The 20,336-nt window shown below is 63.6% G+C and carries 19 protein-coding genes and 3 pseudogenes; 8 read left to right on the forward strand and 14 right to left on the reverse strand.

Annotated elements, in window-relative coordinates:
- Positions 1 to 63: 63 nt before the first annotated feature.
- The 8 genes and pseudogenes from OKW30_RS30985 to OKW30_RS31020 form a co-directional block, all read right to left on the reverse strand.
- Positions 64 to 303, reverse strand: coding sequence for a hypothetical protein (locus OKW30_RS30985; protein ID WP_184069335.1), 240 nt, complete (start codon positions 301 to 303; stop codon positions 64 to 66).
- 902 nt (positions 304 to 1,205) lie between these two features.
- Entirely contained in the window at positions 1,206 to 1,862 is a 657-nt protein-coding gene (locus tag OKW30_RS30990; RefSeq protein ID WP_184034006.1) for an amino acid ABC transporter permease, read from the reverse strand.
- 2 nt (positions 1,863 to 1,864) lie between these two features.
- Positions 1,865 to 2,632: an amino acid ABC transporter permease gene (locus OKW30_RS30995; RefSeq protein ID WP_184034003.1), complete on the reverse strand. Its 768-nt coding sequence runs from the start codon at positions 2,630 to 2,632 to the stop codon at positions 1,865 to 1,867.
- A 62-nt stretch (positions 2,633 to 2,694) separates the two neighbouring features.
- Positions 2,695 to 3,516, reverse strand: a complete 822-nt coding sequence (locus tag OKW30_RS31000) for a transporter substrate-binding domain-containing protein (protein WP_429348489.1) — start codon at positions 3,514 to 3,516, stop codon at positions 2,695 to 2,697.
- Between the two features lie 62 nt (positions 3,517 to 3,578).
- Positions 3,579 to 4,673, reverse strand: coding sequence for an ABC transporter ATP-binding protein (locus OKW30_RS31005; protein WP_429348490.1), 1,095 nt, complete (start codon positions 4,671 to 4,673; stop codon positions 3,579 to 3,581).
- Between the two features lie 10 nt (positions 4,674 to 4,683).
- Positions 4,684 to 5,577, reverse strand: a complete 894-nt coding sequence (locus OKW30_RS31010; protein ID WP_429348491.1) for an ABC transporter permease — start codon at positions 5,575 to 5,577, stop codon at positions 4,684 to 4,686.
- A complete protein-coding gene (locus OKW30_RS31015) occupies positions 5,574 to 6,557 on the reverse strand; it encodes an ABC transporter permease (RefSeq protein ID WP_184069436.1) in 984 nt (327 codons plus the stop codon). Before OKW30_RS31015 ends, OKW30_RS31010 begins: the two co-directional genes overlap by 4 nt.
- Positions 6,558 to 6,562: 5 nt before the next feature.
- A pseudogene (locus tag OKW30_RS31020) lies at positions 6,563 to 7,659 on the reverse strand (ABC transporter substrate-binding protein).
- Positions 7,660 to 8,150: 491 nt separating this feature from the next.
- Between OKW30_RS31020 and OKW30_RS31025 the strand changes: the two are divergent.
- Complete coding sequence (locus OKW30_RS31025) at positions 8,151 to 9,044, forward strand: LysR substrate-binding domain-containing protein (protein ID WP_090805978.1); 894 nt, start codon at positions 8,151 to 8,153, stop codon at positions 9,042 to 9,044.
- Positions 9,045 to 9,079: 35 nt separating this feature from the next.
- Here OKW30_RS31025 and OKW30_RS31030 read toward each other — a convergent pair.
- Both OKW30_RS31030 and OKW30_RS31035 read right to left on the reverse strand, forming a co-directional pair.
- Positions 9,080 to 10,163 (reverse strand): annotated as a pseudogene (locus OKW30_RS31030) (calcium:proton antiporter).
- 319 nt (positions 10,164 to 10,482) lie between these two features.
- Entirely contained in the window at positions 10,483 to 10,842 is a 360-nt protein-coding gene (locus tag OKW30_RS31035; RefSeq protein WP_184069346.1) for a BON domain-containing protein, read from the reverse strand.
- Between the two features lie 369 nt (positions 10,843 to 11,211).
- On the opposite strand from OKW30_RS31035, the gene OKW30_RS31040 reads away from it, so the two are divergent.
- Together OKW30_RS31040 and OKW30_RS31045 are read left to right on the forward strand one after the other, a co-directional pair.
- Positions 11,212 to 11,841 carry a DNA-3-methyladenine glycosylase gene (locus tag OKW30_RS31040; protein ID WP_184033983.1) on the forward strand — a complete coding sequence of 210 codons (630 nt, stop codon included), beginning with the start codon at positions 11,212 to 11,214 and terminating at the stop codon, positions 11,839 to 11,841.
- Positions 11,842 to 12,144: 303 nt separating this feature from the next.
- Positions 12,145 to 12,486, forward strand: a complete 342-nt coding sequence (locus OKW30_RS31045) for a DUF4148 domain-containing protein (RefSeq protein ID WP_429348492.1) — start codon at positions 12,145 to 12,147, stop codon at positions 12,484 to 12,486.
- 267 nt (positions 12,487 to 12,753) lie between these two features.
- On the opposite strand, the gene OKW30_RS31050 is transcribed toward OKW30_RS31045, so the two are convergent.
- A complete protein-coding gene (locus tag OKW30_RS31050; RefSeq protein WP_184069350.1) occupies positions 12,754 to 13,197 on the reverse strand; it encodes a CBS domain-containing protein in 444 nt (147 codons plus the stop codon).
- Between the two features lie 338 nt (positions 13,198 to 13,535).
- Between OKW30_RS31050 and ribA the strand changes: the two genes are divergently transcribed.
- From ribA to OKW30_RS31075, 5 genes and pseudogenes are all read left to right on the forward strand, one after another.
- Positions 13,536 to 14,186 (forward strand): GTP cyclohydrolase II, encoded by a 651-nt coding sequence (ribA, locus tag OKW30_RS31055; protein WP_090805969.1) that lies wholly within the window; start codon positions 13,536 to 13,538, stop codon positions 14,184 to 14,186.
- A gap of 866 nt (positions 14,187 to 15,052) precedes the next feature.
- Positions 15,053 to 15,793, forward strand: a complete 741-nt coding sequence (uppS, locus tag OKW30_RS31060; protein WP_429348493.1) for a polyprenyl diphosphate synthase — start codon at positions 15,053 to 15,055, stop codon at positions 15,791 to 15,793.
- Between the two features lie 51 nt (positions 15,794 to 15,844).
- Positions 15,845 to 16,123, forward strand: a complete 279-nt coding sequence (locus tag OKW30_RS31065) for a hypothetical protein (protein WP_429348494.1) — start codon at positions 15,845 to 15,847, stop codon at positions 16,121 to 16,123.
- Positions 16,124 to 16,154: 31 nt separating this feature from the next.
- Positions 16,155 to 16,421: a DDE-type integrase/transposase/recombinase gene (locus OKW30_RS31070; protein ID WP_429348495.1), complete on the forward strand. Its 267-nt coding sequence runs from the start codon at positions 16,155 to 16,157 to the stop codon at positions 16,419 to 16,421.
- A gap of 351 nt (positions 16,422 to 16,772) precedes the next feature.
- Positions 16,773 to 16,937, forward strand: a pseudogene (locus tag OKW30_RS31075) (cation-transporting P-type ATPase); the annotation flags it as partial.
- A gap of 195 nt (positions 16,938 to 17,132) precedes the next feature.
- Here the strand turns inward: OKW30_RS31075 and OKW30_RS31080 are convergent.
- The 3 genes from OKW30_RS31080 to OKW30_RS31090 all read right to left on the reverse strand — a co-directional run bounded on the left by OKW30_RS31080 (position 17,133) and on the right by OKW30_RS31090 (position 20,131).
- Positions 17,133 to 18,125 carry a sugar-binding protein gene (locus OKW30_RS31080; protein WP_184069356.1) on the reverse strand — a complete coding sequence of 331 codons (993 nt, stop codon included), beginning with the start codon at positions 18,123 to 18,125 and terminating at the stop codon, positions 17,133 to 17,135.
- A gap of 213 nt (positions 18,126 to 18,338) precedes the next feature.
- Complete coding sequence (locus OKW30_RS31085; RefSeq protein ID WP_221311512.1) at positions 18,339 to 19,277, reverse strand: ABC transporter permease; 939 nt, start codon at positions 19,275 to 19,277, stop codon at positions 18,339 to 18,341.
- A gap of 113 nt (positions 19,278 to 19,390) precedes the next feature.
- Entirely contained in the window at positions 19,391 to 20,131 is a 741-nt protein-coding gene (locus OKW30_RS31090) for an ATP-binding cassette domain-containing protein (RefSeq protein WP_184069360.1), read from the reverse strand.
- Between the last annotated feature and the right edge of the window lie 205 nt (positions 20,132 to 20,336).

Raw genomic sequence — 20,336 nt, forward strand, 5'->3', positions numbered from 1 at the left:
TCGCTACCACCGCTTCGGCGGGGCTTTGCCTGCGAAAAGGCCCGGCGAGCGGGCCTTTCGCGGTTACGCGTGATTCCAGAGAGTGGGCCTCAGGGGCGATCCGCCACGATGCCACTTGCGCTGTTCCGCTGCGATCTTCTCCAGCAGTTGCAACAGCTGTTCGCGCCTGCCGGCTTCATCCGCCTGTTCCATAGCGGCCCGGTATTCATCAGGCGTCGGCTTGACGCCATCACAGCACCGGTTCACCACCACCGTAAGCGCATCCATCGGCGGCCCGGCATACCGGGCACGCAACGATGCCATTGCATCACACGTGAGTCGGGTCAGGTCTTGACAATTAGTAGAAAGTCGCAAAAACAAAAAAAGGGTTACACGCCGATGCGTTGTAACCCTTCAATGATTTCGGTTGGTTGCGGGGGAGGAATTTGGCACAAGGAGACAGATTGTGGGGCATTGCCAGAAAATTGACGAGGAAATCCAATGGAGAAATGCAGCGTATAAACGCTATCGCGGCCTGTCCAACGGCGTCTACTATAAGAAAATCACGGGGTGCGCGGACGGTCTGAGCGCCGATCCCGATTCAATGCAACCCCTTCCGGATATGGCGAAATGAGAATAGCCGCCTTTATCGCGATCCTGTGTATTGGCTACGTCGCCGATTCGCAATCCGCTATCGGTATGGAAGTGGTCACGCGTTGCGGACTCGGAAGCGATCAGAGTCATACGCTCGCATTGCTGCGCGATCATCCCATAGATAGCACGTCGGTTTTCTATCTCAGCAAGAACAGCACCGCGCCGGTACGACTTTATGCGGGGACGAGGATCAATCGCGGGGCGATGAAATACAGGTGGCATGTATCGGTTCAAAGGAGCGCGTATTCGTGATATCCGGCGAATTCACATCGAACTATCTCCAAGGCGTTGCGATCCGCTACAACACGAAGGCGGGGCGATGGGAGCGCGTCGATTTCGCCGAGCGCGAACGCCCAGCCGCTATTTATCTCGATCCGAAAGGGTTAGTCGTACTGATACCCAATAGCGGGCGGAACGAGTCTCCCGAGCGATACATTATTTACCGATACGACGCTGGTGCCGGACTAGTGAAGCAAGCCTATTCGGATCATCTTCCGCATTCCAGTGTTGTGCCAATTCCGGTCCCCAAAAATCGACCGGAGTGACAACAACAAACACGTTTGTTGATAGGGTCACCGATGCTGTCCCACCTTCTGCCGCTTTTCGAGCACGCGAGCATACCAGGTCAGCGGAAAACACATCGCGAAGTAGATCATCGCGACCATGCCGTAGATCGGAAACGGCCGGAACGCGGCATTCGTGATCATCGTGCCGGTCTTCGTCAGTTCGGCGAAGCCGATGATCGACGCGAGCGCGGTGCTCTTGACCACCTGCACGAGAAAACCGACGCTCGGCGCGACCGCGATCTTCAGCGCCTGCGGCCACACGATGTAACGCAACTGCTGGCCGAACGTCATGCCGAGGCTCGCACCCGCGGCCCACTGACCGCGCGGCACCGCTTCGACGCAGCCGCGCCAGATGTCGACCAGATACGCGCTCGTATAGAGCGTCAGCGTGACGGTCGCGGCGGCCCACGGCGACACGTCGATGCCGATGAGCGGCAAGCCGAAGAAGGCGAGAAAAAGCTGCATCAAAAGCGGCGTGCCCTGAAACACCTCGACGTACAGCACGACGATGCGGCGCAGCCACGCGATCGGCGACACGCGCATCGCGAGCAGCACGAGCCCGACGATCCCGCCGCCGACGAACGCGATCAGCGACAGCAGCACGGTCCAACGCGCGGCGAGCAGCAGGTTGCGGGCGATGTCCCACAGCGTGAATTCGACCATGATCAGCGCTCCGTCGGCAGGGTGCGCGCGCCGCGCCACATCAGGCGGCTGCGCCAGTTGCGCGGCAAGCCGTCGTTGCCGCTCCTACTGCTGTTGTTACCTCGTGCCGCACGGCCCGCGAACAGCCCGCGGCCGAAGCGGTTCAACAGCTGCCGCAACACGATCGACATCAGCAGATAGGCAGCCGTGATGATCACGTAGCTCTCGAACGAGCGGAAGTTGCGCGACTGGATGAAGTTCGCCGCATAGGTCAGGTCGGGCACCGAGATCTGCGACACGACGGCCGAGCCGAGCATCACGATCAGCACCTGGCCGAGCAGCGCGGGAAACACGTTGGCGAGCGCCTGCGGCAGCACGACGTAGCGGAACACCTGGCGTCCATGCAGGCCGAGCGCCTGCGCGGCCTGCACCTGACCGCGCGAAATCGAATCGATGCCGGCGCGCACGATCTCGATCGCGTACGCGCCGAGATTGACGGTCATCGCGAGAATCGCGGCCTCTATCTCGTCGATATGAATGCCGAGGCTCGGCAGGCCGAAAAACACGAAGAACAACTGCACCAGAAACGGCGTGTTGCGGATCAGCTCGACGTAGCTCGCGACCAGCCAGCGCGCCCACTTCGGCCCGGCCGCCGCGATGCTCGCGCCGGCGATCCCCACCAGCCCGCCCGCCAGGGTCGACACGGCCGTGAGGCCGAGCGTCACGGCGGCGCCGCGCGCGAGCATCCCCGCATACAGGCCGAAGCCGCTGAAATCGAACGCGTAAGTCATGGCCTCGTGCCCATCGTAGGATCAGATCGCGGCGCGGCCTTCACGGCGCCACGCCACGGGTTTCAAAGATCGGCCGGCAGCGGCGCGCGCAGCCACTTCTGCGAAATCGCGTTCATCGTGCCGTCCTTGCGGGCCTTGGCAATCGTTTCGTCGACCTTCGCCTTCAGGCGCGGCTCGTTCTTGTTCAGACCGACGTGATCGGGCGAGCTGAACAGCGCGAACTTCTGCTCCGGATCGTTCGCCGGATGCCGGGCGAGAATCGTCGCGCCGACGTCGTTGCCGACCACCATCAACTGTACCTGACCAGAAAGAAACGCCGAAATAGCGCCGTTCGGATCGTCGAAACGTTTGATGTTCGCCGACGGCGGGGCGATCTTCGTCACGCTCAGGTCTTCGAGCGTGCCGCGCGCGACCGAGATCGACTTGCCGCCGAGGTCGGCGGCGGTCTTCACCGGCAGCGACTTCGGGCCGAACACCGCGAGGTAGTACGGCGCGTAGGGTTGCGAGAAGTCGATCACTTTTTCGCGCTCGGGCGTCTGGCCGACCGACAGCAACATGTCGGCCTTGTGGTCGGCGAGAAAGGCCATGCGGTTGTCGCCGGTGACCGGCACCAGTTCGACCTTCGCGTTGAGCGCCTTGCCGATCAGATTGGCGACGTCGATGTCGTAGCCGACCGGTTTCATGTCCGGACCGATCGAGCCGAACGGCGGATAGTCCTCGAATACGCCGATTCGCACGGTGCCCGACTTCGCGATGTCGTCGAGCGCGTCGGCATGCGCGGCCGACGGCAGTGCGCACAGCGCGCCGAGCGCGGTCATCGCGAGCGTCGCGGTGAGCGTCGCGAACACGCGGCGGGTCGATTGGAGAGCGGGGCGCTGGTTCATGATGTGTTCCTCTGTCGTAATACGGTAGTTATTCAAGCAAAGCCGTGTGATGGGTTCGGGTATCAGGCGGCGCGCGCGGCGATCAGCTTGCACGCGTGCGGCGGCAGCTCGGCGAGCACCGGCATGCCGAGCGCGAGCCCGGGCGTTTCGCGCGGCGTGGTCGCGGCGGTCAGCGTGAAGCCCACGCAATCGATCGTCGCTTCGAGCGAGGCGCCGACGTCGCGAATGAACGTGACGGTACCGGGCAGCCGGTTCGGGTTCGGTGCTTCCGTGGCCGCCTTCACGCAGATGTCCTCGGGGCGAATCAGCAGGCGGATCGCGTCGCCGGCCGCACCCGGCTGCCGCGCATCGGCGAGCGGCGCGCTCGGGTGCGGCGTCACCGCGATGCGCCGTCCGCCCGGCAGGCTCACGACGCCCGCGCCGTCGTACCGCACCGGCAGAATGTTGCCGAGCCCGATGAAGTCGGCGACGAACTCGCTGACCGGATCGCGGTAGATGTCGAGCGGCCTGCCGACCTGCGCGATGCGGCCTTTCTCCATCACGACGATCTCGTCGGCCATCGTCATCGCTTCGCGCTGGTCGTGCGTGACCATGATCGTCGTGATGCCGAGGCGTTGCTGCAGCAGGCGGATTTCGACCTGCATCGCTTCGCGCAGCTTCGCGTCGAGCGCGGACAGCGGTTCGTCGAGCAGCAGCAGTTGCGGCTCCGAGGCAATCGCGCGCGCGATCGCGACGCGTTGGCGCTGCCCGCCCGACAGTTGCGTGACCGGCCGGTTCGCCATGTGCGGCAGCTGGATCAGCTCGAGCAGCTCGGCGACGCGGCGCGTTTGCTTCTCTTTCGCGACCTTGCGCAGTTTCAGCGGATACGCGACGTTCTGCGCGACCGTCATATGCGGAAACAGCGCGAGCGACTGGAACACCATCCCAAAGTCGCGCCGGTTGGCCGGCAGTCGCGTGATGTCGCGGCCGGCGAAATGGATGCTGCCCTCGGTCGGCGTTTCGAGGCCTGCGATCATCCGCAGCAGCGTGGTCTTGCCGCAGCCGGACGGGCCGAGAAAGCACACGAGCTTGCCGTCGGGCACGCTCAGGTCGACGTCGTCGACGGCATGCACGGCGCCGAAGCGCCGCGTGACGGCCTGCAACGGAAGCTCCAGCAAGGTGACGGGTTCACAGCGCGACGCCTTCGTCGCCGATCAGCTTTTCGAGCAGCCAGATCAGCGCGAAGTCGATCGCGACGATGACCACCGCGAAACAGAACACGGTCGGATCGAGCGACGACACCGTGCGGCTATAGAGCCATACCGGCAGCGTCATCGTGTCGATGCTGTACAGGAAGAACGTCACCGTGAACTCGTTGAACGACACGATGAAGGCGAACAGCATGCCGGCGAGAATGCCGGGGCGCATCAGCGGCAGCACCACGTCGATGAGCGCGCGGCCGGGGCTCGCGCCCATCACGAGCGCGGCTTCCTCGAACTCGGGGCCGATCGACGCGACCGACGCCGCGCAGTTCTTCACCGTGAACGGCAGCGCCAGGATCACATGCGCGATGATCAGACGGCCGACGCCCAGCTCGACCGGCAGCACGTTGAACACCAGCAGCAGCGACAGGCCGAGCATCACGAGCGGATAGACGAGCGGCAGCGCGACCAGTTGCTCGACCACCGGCTTGCCGTGAAAACGGTAGCGCGACAGCGCGTACGCGGCGGGCACGGAGACCAGCGTCGCGATCAGCATCGTCGCTAGCGCGACGACGAGACTCGTGCTCAGCGCGGCGCCCATCGACAGCGTATCGGTCGCGTCCGGTGACACGAAGCTGTGCCACGCCGCGCGGTACCAGTGCAGGCTGTACGCGTGCGGCGGGAATTCGAGCGTGTCGGCCGCGCTGAACGACATCGCGATCATCGTCAGGATCGGCAGCGCAGCGAGAAACAGCACCACGCCGGCGACGAGCGCGGTCGCGCGGCCGAGCTGGCCGGGCATCGTCTGAGGCAGGCGCGGGAAGCGTGGCCAATGAGGTTCGGTGCGCGGCAGGCGCGGGGTCGGCAGCGGCGTGCTCATGCGTGAGGCCCCCCGGTCAGGCGTTGGGTGCGGCGCACGAGCCGCTGCGACAGCGCCATCACAGCGAGCGTCGCGATCATCAGCACCACGCCGGAAGCGGAGGCGGCCGGCCAGTTCAAGAGCGGCGCGACCTGATCGTGCACCAGCACCGCGAGCATCGGCACACGCCGGCCGCCGAGCAGCAGCGGCACCGCGAACGCGCTCGCGTTGTACGCGAACACCAGCAGCGCGCCCGACACGAGGCCCGGCATCGCGAGCGGCAGCAGCACGTGACGCAGCGTTTGCCAGCGCGTCGCGCCGAGCGTCGCGGCGGCTTCCTCGTACGAGATCGACACCGCGCGCATCGCGCTGGACAGCGGCAGCACGGCGAGCGGAAACGCGGTCTGGATCAGCCCCAGCAGCACGCCGTGCTCGCGATACAGCAACATCACCGGACGCTCGACGAGTCCGCTCGCGAGCAGCGCGTGATTGAGCAGACCCGCCGGGCCGAGGATCACGAGCCAGCCATAGCCTTGCAGCAGCAGATTGACGAGCAGCGGCAGCAGCACACCCGCGAGCAGCAGCCGGCGCGCGAGCCGCGATGTCGTGCGCGCCATCGCGAGCGCGACCGGAATCGCGAGCACGACCGCGCACAGCATGCTCTGGAACGCGAGCCGCAGCGTTAGCCACAACGATTTCAGGAAGTAGCCGTCGAGCAGGTCCGCGTAGTTCTGCAGCGTGAAGCTGCGCCATTCGTTGCCGGACGTGCCGAAGCTCATGCGCAGCACGACCAGCGCGGCCGCGCCGAGTATCGCCAGAAACAGCAGGATCGGCGCAAGTAGCAGCCACGGGCGCGCTTTCGCGAGCGTCGTTGCGCCGGCAGCGGGGTCGGTCACGGCCGTCGCAACAACTGCGGAAGCGGAGGCGCCGCCGCCGGGCGCTGGGCCCGGCGCGGCTTCGTCCGGCATCATCGCGGCACGCCGCGGGAAGCGCGCGAGCATCGTGGTTACGCCGAGAAGATTTCGGTGTAGCGCTTGATCCATGCCGGCTGCACGGCGGCGAGCGCCTTGTCGTCATGCAGCACGGCTTTCTCGGCGATCTGCTGCGGGCTCGGCACGAACGCGCGGCTCTCGGCCGGAATCATCGCTTTCGAATTGACTGGGCCGTTCAGCACATCGGCGGCCATGCGGCCTTGCACACCGGCGTCGAGCGAGTGATTGATGAACGCGTGGATCAGGTCGGTGTCGCCCGGATGCGCTTTCGGAATCACCGTGAACATCAGTTGCGTCGCGAAGCCTTCCTTCATGCCGTAGGTCACGCCCATCTTGTATTCGGGCTTGCGGATCTGATCCGGGAAAAACGCGGGCGAGTAGATGCCGCCGATATCGAGCGAGCCCGTGCGGAACAGGTCGGCCCCACCTGGTTCGGGTTCTCGCCGAGCGTCATCACGTGGTCTTTGAGCTGCGCGAGCTTCTTGAAGCCGGGCTCGATGTTCTGCTGCGAGCCGCCGTTCATCTTCGCGGCGATGATCGCGAGATCGACCGCTTCGGCCCACTCGGGCGGCGGCAGGAATATGCGGCCGGCGTACTTCGGGTCCCACAGCGCCTCGTACGACGAAGGCGGCGTCTTGACCGTCGCGGTGTTGTAGATGAGGCCGTCGGACCACAGCAGATAGCCGACGCCGAAACCGTTCGCGCCGGTGCGGTATGGCGGCGCGACTTCTTTCAGGTTCGGCAGGCGGTCGAGGTCGGGCTTCATCAGCAGGCCCGCGTCGGCGAGGCCGGAGGCGCCGACGCCGGCGAGCGTGATCACGTCATAGGTGGGGCGCTCGCCCGCTGCCTTGACTTTGGCGACCATGCCGGAGGTGCCGTCGGCGCGATCGGCGATGACCTTCGCGCCGGTCTTCGCCGTGAAGGTCGCGGCGATGTTGCGCAGCGCGGCCGTGCCGGTATCGTCCGACCACGTCAGGATGCGCAGCGTCTTGCCGCTGAAGTTGTGCTCCTGCGCGCGCAGGTTGAGGAACGGCATCGGCAGCGCGGATGCCGCGAGCGCCGTACCGATCGTCTTGATGGCCTGCCTTCTACCCCGTTTGATCTGCTGCATGGCGGTCTCCTGTGTTGAACGCCCGTTGCCCATGATTCGCCGTGACCGCTGCCGATCTACCGTGCGTGGATGCACTGTAGGTTTGCCAAAATCACGCAACAATCGAAATATGCGCATGGATGGCATGACGTACGCTCATGGCTCGCCGCCGGCGAACGCGGTGGCGAGCGGTTTGGCGACACGCCGGGAAGCTACGGGCGATGGCTTATGCGGGTTAACGTCCAGATCTGGCTGAGGAATCCCAGCGTGCGTCGAGGTATGAGGAAAGCTCGGTTCTGGTGCGATTGCTGAAGGCTTTTTTGCACCGCGCCGGTGCGACATTCCTCGGTACGGGCGTTTTTCACGCATGCCATGAGTCGAACGCATGCGGGTTTGCCTGCGCGCCCACTCGTGCGCGCATAGCCGATCGCGTATGCTGTGGGCTTGACGGGCAGGGCGGCGAGGGGCGCTGCCGCAGCCACGCAATGATTTTTTCTGATCCTGGACATCCGATGCGACGCCTACCGCCGCTCAACGCGCTGCAGATTTTCGAAACCGTCGCGCGCCATCGCAGCTTCACGCGTGCCGCCGACCATCTGTGCCTGACGCAAGGCGCGGTCAGCCGGCAGATCATCGCGCTCGAGGAGTACTACAAGTTTCCGCTGTTCAAGCGTCACGCGAAGGGGCTGACGCTGACCGCCGAGGGCGAAATGCTGCTGCCGGCGGTCAAGGAGAGCTTCGCGCGGATCGAGGAAATGTCGCTGCGCTTGACGAGGCAGCGCACCGATCTCGCGCTCAAGGTGCCGACCTGCGTGATGCGCTGGATGCTGCCGAAGATCATGCGCTTCCAGTCCGACTATCCCGATCTGCACGTGCAGATCACGACCACCTGGCAGCACGACGTCGATTTCCAGAGCGAGCCGTTCGACGCGGCGATCATCTACGGTTCGTCGCCCGGTGCGGACGTGCAGGCGGTGTCGCTGTTCGAGGAGCGTCTGACGCCGGTCTGCACGCCCGAGCTGCTGAAGGACAAGCCGCTCGCGCAGGTGGCCGATCTCGGGCGCCACACGCTGCTGCATCCGACGCGCGATCACCGCGACTGGAAAATGTGGCTCGCGAAAGTCGCGGAAGCCGATTCGGCGGGTGCCGCGACGATCGACGCGGAGCTCGGCCCGAGCTTCGATACGCTCGACATGGCGACCAACGCCGCCGCGCAGGGCTTCGGTGTCGCGATCAGCGACCTCGCGCTAATCGACGAGGACGTCGCCGCCCGGCGCCTCGTGCGGCCGTTCGATACCGTGCTGAAGACCGGCTGGCGCTATTACTTCGTGTATCCGGATTCAGTCGCGCAACAGCAGAAGCTGAATCTGTTCCGCGACTGGATCGCCGAGCATTGGGAAGAGTGAGGTTGCCGTCCGCCCGTGCCGGATAAGGCATTGCGTCACGGCGCGAACGACAGAAACAGATAAGCCGCGAACAGCGACAGATGCACGGCGCCTTGCAGAATCGTCGTGCGCCCGGTGCTGAGCGTCAGCGTCGCGACTACCAGCGTGAGCGCCAGCAGCACCATGTCCTTGCCATCGATGCCGAGCACGATAGGCTGACCGATGTACAGGAACACGCCGGCGACGGTGGGAATGGTCAGGCCGATACTCGCCAGTGACGAGCCGAGCGCGAGGTTCAGGCTGGTCTGCAGACGGTCGGCGCGCGCCGCGCGCAGCGCCGCGAGTCCTTCCGGCAACAGCACCAGCGACGCAATCACGATACCGACCACCGCCGGCGGCGCGCCCGCGCTCAGCACCGCGGACTCGACCACCGGCGACAGCACTTTCGCGAGCAGCACGACCGCGACGAGGCTCACGAGCAGCAGCACGCCGCTGACGGCGGCGAGGCGCGCGCCGGGCGGCTCGGCATGGACGTCTTCGTCGGGCACGCCGGCGAGGAAGTAGTCGCGATGGCGCACCGTCTGCACGAACACGAACACGCAGTACAGCACCAGCGACGACACGCCGGCAAACGCGAGCTGCGACGGCGACAGGACAGGCCCGGGGCTGGTGGTCGTGAAATTCGGCATCACGAGCGTCAGTACCGACAGCGACGCGAGCACCGCCAGCGCGGCCGCCGCGCCGCGGCTCTGGAAGTCCTGTTCCAGATGGCGGATGCCGCCCACCAGCAGACACAGCCCGACGAGCCCGTTGCAGACGATCATCACGGCCGCGAATACCGTATCGCGCGCGAGGCCGGCTTTCTCGGGACCGGACGTCAGCATCACCGAGACGATCAGCGCCACCTCGATCACCGTGACGGCGACCGCGAGTACCAGCGTGCCAAACGGGCTCGCCGACGCGATGCGCGACCACTTCGGCATGATGCACGGCGGCAAACACGGCCGCGCATAGCGACATGCCGGCCAGTGCGAGCAGCAGCGTGTTGCCCGGCATCGCGTAGGCGGCGCCGAGCACGATCCAGCTAACGATCGGCGCGACGAGAGTCCAACGAGGCAAGACGGTCGCGGACGAAGTCATGCGGCCTTCCTTTCGGTGCGTGTATGAACTTGAAGTAATATCTTAACAAGTGACGTTAAGCTATTAAATTATCGGGGATAACTCGTTGCGAGAAGCCGTCGCCACGCGGTCGGGTCGTCATCGCGACGCGCGTAGCGCATTAAAAATATCGCGGTTTCGGGGGCGCGGGGAATCGCCGCGTCGGATGGTGCGATGGCCGCACCGTGAGGCAATGGTGTCGAGCGCTGCATCGGAGGGGGAATTGGCGTCGCGGCGGAGCTTTCCGCCGTCGACGCCAGCTTGCTGCTGTTACCGCAACTTCTTCGGCCGTTCGACTGGATTACTGGCCCATCGCGCGGATCGACAGCGCGCTCTTCACCGACGTCACGCCTGCCACGCCTTGAGCGGCGTTCGTCGCGAGTTCGATCTGAGCCTGTTCCGGCACCGAGCCTTCCAGCGTGACGGCGCCTTCGCGTGCGCGCACGGTGATGTTCCCGACGGTCAGGCCCTTCGTACGTGCGAGCGTCGCGCGGACCTTCTTCTGCAGCGCGCGATTAGCCGCGCGAGTCTGCTTGGCGGTCGGTGCCATTGCCGCCGGCGCTGCGCTCGCGGCCGCATCGCTGCTTTGCGCGTACGCGTTGAGGGAAGCGAGAACGACCAGTGCGCCGCCGATCATCTTGATTGCCGAGAATGCTTTCATTCAACCATCTCCTGTTGTCGTAGAACGTCGATCCCCGGATGGGATCGATTTTTTTACACCAGCGGGTACGGCGGGATTCCATGCCAATGGAACAGGTACAGCAGTCTGCGAACGCTTTCAGCCGACACGCGGTTTCAGCGAGCCGCGAAGCGCGCGCCGAAACATGCAAACGGCCGTGTGACCGGCCGGATGGACACAATACAACAATTGGTGCCATGTTGACTTCCATGGCGCAGAAAATGAGGCTTCGGTACAACGAATTTGTCGAGCGCAACCGGTCGATGACGTGGGAGTGGGGCGACTGCGCGCTTGCCGCGAGGCCGTAGGTTTCAGCACCGATTTCAGCACCGACTCAAGGACACCCAGCGCATGCGAAACGAAGCTCTTCCGATCCGACCGTTGCGCCGCGAGGATCTGCCGATCGATACCGTGGAACTCGCGCGCTTCATGGTCGGCAAATATCTCGTGCACGATCTGCCCGAAGGACGCCTGAGCGGACGCATCGTCGAGACCGAGGCGTATCCGCTCGGCGACTCGACGAGCCATGCGTTCATCGGACGTCGTCCGTACAACGGGTCGATGTTCCTCGCGCGCGGTCATGCTTATGTGCGGCTGACCTACGGCGTGTCTTACATGCTCAACATGTCGTCCGAAGCGGAGGAGGTCGGCGCCGGCATCCTGCTGCGCGCGATCGAACCGCTCGAAGGACTCGCGCTGATGGAAGCGCGCCGTCCCGGCGTGCCGCTGCGCGATCTCGCGCGCGGACCCGGCCGGCTGACGGTGGCGTTCGGCATCGGCCAGGCGTTCGACGGCTGCGATTTGTGTACGGGGCGGGGGCTATGGATCGGCGTGATCGAGACTGGCGACGCGCCGATCGGCGTGACGACGCGCATCGGCCTGTCGCGCGAGATGCACCGTCCGTTGCGATTTTTCGAGCCGGGCAGCGCGTTCGTCAGCGGCCCGCGCAAGCTACTGACGATTCCGCATTCGGGCGCATGACGTCGCAGCTACGCGCGTACATCGATTCAGACGTTTCGGCGTGCGGGCGGGCGAATTTTTTCTTCGATCAGACGTATTTCGGAAACATCAGACGCAAAGGTGACGATCCGGGCAATTGTTACCCCGAAGATCATGCTAACGGAGGTGGTTCCACGATATTTTCCAAGATCGTTGCGAACTGAGCAATTTTCTATCTCGCAATTAAGGGTTTTCCCTTGACAGTGCGGTGACTAGACTTCAAGTCATTCGCTGGACACCGAGGTGTCGGCGATGCCGATAAAACCACATTGGAGGGAAGTCACCATGAAGTCGCTGATCAAGGCAGTTGCCATTGCGGCCCTTGTCGCCGCGCCGGTCGTATCGTTCGCGCAGTCGAGCCAGCAGCCGGTCACCCGCGCGGAAGTCCGCAGCGAACTGATCCAGCTGGAGCACGCGGGGTACAACCCGTCGACCTCGAGCGACCCGAAGTATCCGGCCGACATCCAGGCCGCCGAGCAGCGTGTGCAAGCGCAAAATCCGGCCGTCGCGCAAACCCAGCCGAGCGCTGAAACCAGCGGTTACGGCGCGCCGATGAGCGGATCGACCCAGGCGGGCGGCGTGATGCAGCCGATGAGCGGCCCGAAGAGCGTCTATTTCGGTAACTAATTTCGGTAACTAAGCAAGCAGCAGAATCTGTGTGCGCGTCGTTTGACGGCGCACACAGCGTTTCATACCCGGTACTGTTTCAAACGAGCGCGCCGCACTCATGCGCCCGAGAGCGTGTCATCCGCGCGCGTTGCGTTCCTCTTTCCGAAGGAACCTCCGCTGCCGCAAGGTAGCTTGGCCCAAGCTCTTGGAGGTTTGGGCTTTTTTTGCGTCTGGTCCCGCGCGGATGATCGATGCGGTGTCGCTCAGCGAAAACCGTGCTGCCTGTCAGAGCCGTTCGCCGTGAATATAGAACTCGAGTTGCTGAATCGTGAACTGCTGCTCCGCGATGATGTCCTTCACGAGGTCGCCAATCGACACCATGCCGACCAGCCTCTCGTTGTCGATGACAGGCAGGTGACGCATGCGCCGCTCGGTCATCAGCGCCATGCACTCTTCGGTCGTCTGGTCCGGACGAACGAAGCGCACCGCCTTGCTCATGATGTCGCGCACCGGCGTCGCCTTCGACGACCGGTCCATCAGCACGATCTTGCGCGCGTAGTCGCGCTCCGTGATGATGCCGGCGATGCTGTCGCCGTCCGTCACCACCAGCGCGCCGATGCTTTTCTCGGCCATCAACCGGATCGCCTCGTAGACGGAATCGTCGGCGCCGATCGTGTAGACCTCGGAGGGGTTCGGTTTCGTTTTAAGAAGCTGTGCAACGCTTGTCATGGAGCGGCTCCGTTTCGCAATGCAGCACGCCGAAGTGGCGCACTGTCGTGAGGGACAGGCGATACCAGTATAGGCGCGACGTGCGCCCGCGGTACACCGGGAATACCTCGGGCGCGCCGGACGATGCTCGCTGGATTGACGCGGTCCGCGCGGGCTTGTTTCGGGTCTCGGGGTCGTGTTTCGCGTGATGCGCGTGTGCCGGGTGCGGCTTGTCGCGGGGCAGCGTCCCGTGCAAGCGAAGGGGCATCCACGTGCTGCATGCGGATTAGCGGTAAACTCGCAGTCCATACCTTATCCCCGGCTCGACCGGGTTCATGCCAGCACCATTGTTCAACGCCATGCTCACGTCTCAGGATCCATCGCCCGCAGCGGACGGCGCCGTCACCGGCGAATGCGTCGTGCTCGACGCCACCGCCACGCTGCCCACGCGCTACGGCACGTTCACTTCCTATGTGTTTCGCGTGGTCGACAGCGGCGCCGAACATCTCGCGCTCGTGATGGGCGATGTCGCCAACCAGTCGTCGGTGCTGACGCGCCTGCATTCGGAATGTCTGACGGGCGACGTGCTCGGCTCCTATCGCTGCGACTGCGGCGAGCAGCTCGATCTCGCGCTGCGCTATATCGCGGCAGAGGGTTGCGGCGTACTGCTGTATCTGCGCGGCCACGAAGGACGCGGCATCGGTCTGTCGAACAAGATCCGCGCGTATGCGCTGCAGGAGCAGGGGCGCGATACCGTCGAAGCCAACCTCGATCTCGGCCTGCCCGACGATTCACGCGAATACGATTCGGCCGCGGGCATCCTGCGCACGCTGAAGGTCACGTCGGTGCGCCTGATGAGTAACAATCCCGAAAAGTTCGACACGCTGTCGAAGCACGGCATTCCGGTGTGCGAGCGTGTCGCGCTCGCGATTCCGATGCGCGAGGAAAACGAGCGGTATATCCGCACGAAGCAGCTGAAGTTCGGGCATTACTTCGACGAGAACGAATAGCCATGTTTTCAGGCTTGTCTCGGTAAGCCCAAAGCCTTCCCAGGATATACCGCAAGTATCTGAATTTTAAGAAAAATATTAACGCTTCAGGCCCATCGGTTGGGGTGTCGACGCGTGTCTCCGCTTACTCAAACTTGTGATGCTGGCGTAGGTTTTTGTGCCGTTATGCAGAAAACCTGCGCCGGGTATGCTTGTCTCGGAAAAACCTGCGCCGAGGGAAGAATGCGCTTTGACGCACGTGCCGTGCCCAAGCTGCCGAGCGGCGAGCACATGACGTTTGAGGGATTTCCAGGCCTACGCCTACCAGGCTTCAACGAGCCGCAAGTCATGGACGTATCGCTATAAGTCGCCGATCGACGGTCGCATGCGACAGGTGAAGCTCGTGAGTGGCCGTCGACCTCATTTGCCGCAGCGATCGCTGCGTGGCAAACGAAGCGCGTCGAACGCGATTCCGGTGCCGAACCTTCGACACTGCGGAGAACGGGAATCAGCGGCTGCGCACCCAGGCGATTACACCGTCAGACAGCTGTGCCGCGACTATCTGGAAGGGTATGTAGAAGTAAATCGGAAGACAAAGTGAGCGGTCGAGGTCGCACGTATATTCAAGGCGATGCTGGGGCCTATAGGGGATATGCGCGTCACAGCCGTCACACGCGCCCAGGCTTTCGATTTCCTCGAGTCGTATCCCCGTCTTAAGCATCCTTTCAGTTTCGTCTGCATACCATAAGATTATCCATTTCGTCCGGTGGCGCAGCCGATGTCCACGTCATTTGGTGGCGGTCGAGTTGATCACCAGGAAAAGAGTCCAGGGGCACCTTCATGACCTTCGGGGACTTTCGTGTTCCGCCTGACTCGCGGCGGTTCCCATGATCCATAAAAGCTCGACCGTTAGCGTACCGGTCGTGACCGATGTGCCGCGGCACATTGCAATCATTATGGACGGCAATGGCCGCTGGGCGGCGCAGCGCAGGCTGCCCCGAGTGGCCGGTCACGTGAAGGGTGTGGAAGCGGTCCGCGCAATCGTCGAGGGCTGCGCGCGGCGCGGCGTCGAATTCCTGACGCTGTTTGCATTCAGTTCGGAGAACTGGCGCCGGCCGGAGGACGAAGTGTCGTTCCTGATGCGTCTGTTCGGGGCGACGCTACAGCGTGAAACGGCACGGTTGCACAAGAATGGCATCCGCTTGCGCGTCGTTGGTGATCTGTCGGCGTTCGATGCGCACCTTCGGGCGCTCGTGAAGCGAGGGGAAATCAGAACCGCCCACAATACACGTATGACGCTGACCATTGCGGCGAATTACGGCGGTCGCTGGGATATCCTTCACGCTATAAGCGAGCTACCCGCACGGAGCGCCGTCGATGGTCACGCCGTGCCGGTCGACGAAGCCAGCTTCGCGCAATATCTGGCGATGGCGTACGCGCCGGAACCCGATCTGCCGATCCGGACCGGAGGTGAGCAGCGCATCAGCAACTTCCTGCTATGGCAGCTCGCGTACACTGAACTCTACTTCACCGACATCTTCTGGCCAGATTTTGACGAAGCCGCGCTTGATGCCGCACTCGCATCATATCGGGCGCGCGAACGTCGTTTTGGGCGCGCAAATGCATGACAGAGGTGTGAAGTATTCACTCATGCTAGACGCCTACTTTATCGGGAGGAGATGGGTCACTCAGACAATCTCCTGCTGTACGAAATGACCGGTGCCATTCTGTCAGCCGCGCCACGATCGCGGCACGCCACTGGCGTTCATTCGGCGATCATCGCAGACCGCGTCATTTACCGGGAGGGCATTGTGACGTTGTTAGCAGGGTTAAGGGGGGCGGCGACAATGTCGTTCATGAAAGCAGCCGCCCAACAGAACGCCACTGCCGTCGACAACCCGCGCCCCTATGTTGGCTATCGATTTCCGCTTGACGTGATCAGCTACGCGGTGTGGTGATATTACAGTTTCCCGCATCCGGCCCACCCCCTTGGCCCCAGGCGACAGGTGGCACCTCGACGAAGTGGTGGCCACGATCAACGGAGAGAAGCACTGGCTTTCCCCCAAGAGGACTTCATTCGGGGCGTGGCGCGCGGTGGACCAGCATGGCGGGGTGCCCGACGTGCTGGTGCAAAGCCGCCGCGACAGGCACGCAGCCAGGCGACTCATGCGCAAGCTGCTCAGCAGGCACGGCCGCGTTCCACGCGTACTGATCACCACCAGGTTCAAGAGCTACGCCGCGGCGTCGATTTCATGAACGCCTCCAGTTGGGGTGGTCAGTGCAATGAGAAGAACGTGAGAGAAGTCCAGGATGCGAAGCTTATCTGATGCTTAGCGAAGTCATGTTTGGGATGACTGAACAAACCAGAGCGATGCTTCGAGCCGTGGGATTTCTCATGTGCATTGCGTTACACGAACAGCCGCTACCGTGACCTCGATTGCGATAGATCAAGTTTCAGTGGAGAAAAATGGCTAACTTGCTTCAATCGACGGTGCGCGTGTTGGTCGCGTGACGGTCGTTTGTGACCGGGGTAAGCGTCAGGAACAGGCCCAGCCGGCATCATTGTGACTGTGGGGTACAAAGCAGGCAAAAATTGGAAGCGGGCCCATGACAACGACATCCGGCAGCACGTCGCATTTGGGGCTGACCAGCGCGCAAGCCGCGCGTCTGCTGAGCGAGCGCGGCAGGAACGAGCTCAACGAGCATCGCATCGGATGGCCGACGCGTATCACGGCACCGTTTTGGGCGCCCGTACCCCGGATGCTCGAGGCGGCGATCGCCCTTCAACTGATCAACGGCGAACATGTCGTAGCGTGCATTGTCGGCGCGCTATTGGTGTTCAATGCCGCGCCCGGCCTCTTTCAGGAAGAGCAGGCAAATGGTGTCGTCGATGCATTGAGGCAGCGCAGAGTCGGCTCGGTGTCGATCCGGCTCCCGCGTTATCGTGATGATGTGGGCCGCCGGCCTTCAATGTTTCAGGCAAGTGTCGGCGTTCTTCCATGTGCAGACGTCGAGTCCGGTGTGAATGACCGGAGGTACCGACTTCCCTTCCGCGAGGTCACGCATGACCATCGCGGCGCGGTAGCCCATTTCCTCGGGCCGCTGGCCGACGAGCACATTCACCTTGTGGTCCTTGAGCGCTTGCAGTTCGGGCCCGAGCGTATCCGCCGAGACGATCACGAACTTGCCGTTCTTGATCTTGTCCATTATCGGCGCGACAACCTGCGAAAAGGCCTGCGGCGCAAAAAGAGGCCAGCCGCCCGCTAGCAGAAAGGCGTCGAGACCGGTAGGGTGGGCGGTCAGCGTGTCCTGCATCATCTGGTTCGCCTTGGCGGCGTCGTCGTTCACGTAGAGCGGACAGCCACTGATCTCATGCCAGCCGTTCTCGCCAGCGAGCTTCGTGATCCCTTTCTTCCCGGAGAGCACATCGCGCGCGCCCTGGGCCCGCTGGTTGATGTTCTCCGCTGCCGGATTGCCCATCACCAGGCAGACATTGCCGCCTTTCGGCATCAGCATCTTCAACTGCTCGCCAAGCTTGGCGCCCAGTTCGTAGTTGTCGGTGCCGACATAGCTCTTGCGCAGTGACGCATCCTTCGGCAGCAGATCGGCATCCGCGGTGATGATCGGGACCGATCCGCCGCGGCGGCGCAGCACCTCCGCCACAGCCGGCGCGTTCGCGGGCGAGATCGCCATGCTCGCGACGCCCTTGGTCAGCAGGTCGTCGATGATCTGCACTTGCGCGCTCTCGTCCGCGGCGGTCGCGGGACCGGTGTAGTAGCAGTTGTAGCCTTGCTTGTTGAGTTCCTTGTTCGCCCGTTCGCATCCTTGATGCATGAGGTCGAAGTACGGGTTGTCGAGACCCTTCACCACCAGCGCAAGGGTCTTATCGGCCGCGAAGCCCGAGGACGCCAGCATCGCAAGTCCTCCAGCCGCAGCAAGACACATCCACAGTTTCTTCATTGCTTCCTCCTGTTCGGCGCCGGCTCTACGGTGCCCATGTCGGCCTACACAGTCTTCATAACGATCGAACGTCAGGCCCGAAATCGGAACTCGGCCTTGGAGCGGATCCTCGCGGTCTTGTGAACCCATGCGTGCGGCAGTTCCGCGCCTAATCCGGCCGCACCCGCTTCCCGCGGCACCGGCCGGGAAGCGGCCGGTGCGTCCAACGACATTTCAATCTCCTTGCCGCTCGCCACCGAGCCTGTTAAAGAGCACCGCGACGACGATGAAGCTGCCGACGACCGTGCCCTGCCAGAACGCGTCGACGCCAAGCAGGATCAGGCTGTTGCGGATGACCTCGATGAGTGCCGCGCCGACGATCGTGCCGAAGGCGCTGCCAACCCCGCCGGCCAGATTGGTCCCGCCGACCACGGTAGCAGCGATCACGCGCAGTTCGTCGCCCGTGCCGAGGCCTGTCGTCACCGCGCCTAGCCAGCCGACTTCGAGAATCGCCGCGACGCCCGCCATGAGGCCGCAGAGCATGTAGACGGAACAAACGATGCGGCGCACCGGTACGCCGGTGAGAGTCGCCGCATGACGGTTGCCGCCGATCGCGAACACATAGCGGCCCCAGCGCGTCCAGCCGAACGCGAACCAGAACAACAGCCCAAGCAGGATCAGGAACCACACCGGATTGGCGACGCCGAGCGTCGCGCCGCCGCCGAGCGCGAGGAGCTTGCTCCCGTCGGGGCCGAAATCGAAAATGGTCCGGCTGCGGGAGATCACGAGTGCGAGGCTGCGGCCGACGCTCAGCATGGCGAGCGTCACGACGAAAGGCTGCATGCCGAGATACGCGATGAGCAAGCCGTTGACGAGGCCGACCAGCCCGGCGGTCAGTAGTCCCATGCCGATACCGGCCCAGATCGGGTAGCCCGCGTTCATGACGACCGAGAGCACGATACCGCTGATGCCGATCGTCGAGCCAACCGAAATGTCGATGCCGCCCGTGACGATCACCGCCATCATTCCCAGCGCCACGATGGCGACGAAGGCGAAGTTTCGCGTAACGTTGAAAAGATTCTCGGAGGTCGCGAAGGTCGAGGTCGCGAAAGACAGGGCGATACAGGCGACGATCGTTGCCAGCACGACCCAGAACACCTGGCTTGCGAGCAATCCCGACCAGCGAGTATGCGTCCTCGCGGACTGTGGATCATCGAGCAATGGCGGCACTGTAGGGGGCCTTCGCGGCGCGTCGTTCAATGTGGTGGCTCCGATGCGAGGCAGGTTCAGGCAGCGGCGAGGGCGCCGGTGATCAGTCCGGTCACTTCTTCCGGGGAGGACTCTTCGGTCTTCTTGTCCGCGACCTTGCGCCCGCGCCGCATGACAACCACCCGGTGGGCGACGGCGAATACGTCAGGCATGCGGTGGCTGATGAGGATGACGGCGATACCGTGTTCGGACAGGCGTCTGATGAGATCGAGCACCTCGACGACCTGGCGCACACTGATCGAGGCGGTCGGCTCGTCCATGAGAACGAGCCTCGCTTCCGAGAGGCGCGTGCGGGCGATGGCCACCGCCTGCCGCTGTCCCCCCGACATTTGCCTGACGAGGTCGCGCGGGCGCGTCTCGGACTTCAGTGCATTGAACAGTTCACCCGCACGCCGATACATGGTCGCGTGATCGAGCACGCGGATAGGCCCGAACCCGACCCGCAGTTCGCGGCCAAGGAAAACGTTGGCGGCTGCCGTCAGGTTGTCGCAGAGCGCGAGATCCTGATAGACGACTTCGATGCCGCGCGCGCGCGCGTCGACCGGCTTGTTGAAATGCACGGGATTTCCATCGATGAGAATTTCGCCGTGCGAAGGTGGAAAGTTGCCGGCGACGACCTTCACCAAAGTCGATTTCCCGGCCCCGTTATCGCCCATGAGCCCCACGACCTGACCTGGCTCCAGACTGAGCGTCACGTCGGTCAGGGCCTGAATGGCGCCGAAATGCCTGGAAACGCCTCTGAGCTCAAGAAGACTCATGGACAGTCGTGCTCGCTGGGTGGGGGCGTCCATGGCATTGGCCGGACGGCCAGTAGACACGCGAAGGAAGTAAATGTTTTTTAGCGCACGATAGGGCATTTAGCAAGGCACTTTGGCCACCTGTCGAACGTGCCGCCGAATCGGAAGGCGCGTGCATTGCGGCTCCACACGAAGCGGCGAGCGGTGGCCGCTGAGGGGCGTCGAG

The sequence above is a fragment of the Paraburkholderia sp. Clong3 genome (assembly GCF_050436485.1).
In the GTDB taxonomy this organism is placed as follows: Bacteria; Pseudomonadota; Gammaproteobacteria; order Burkholderiales; family Burkholderiaceae; genus Paraburkholderia; species Paraburkholderia tuberum.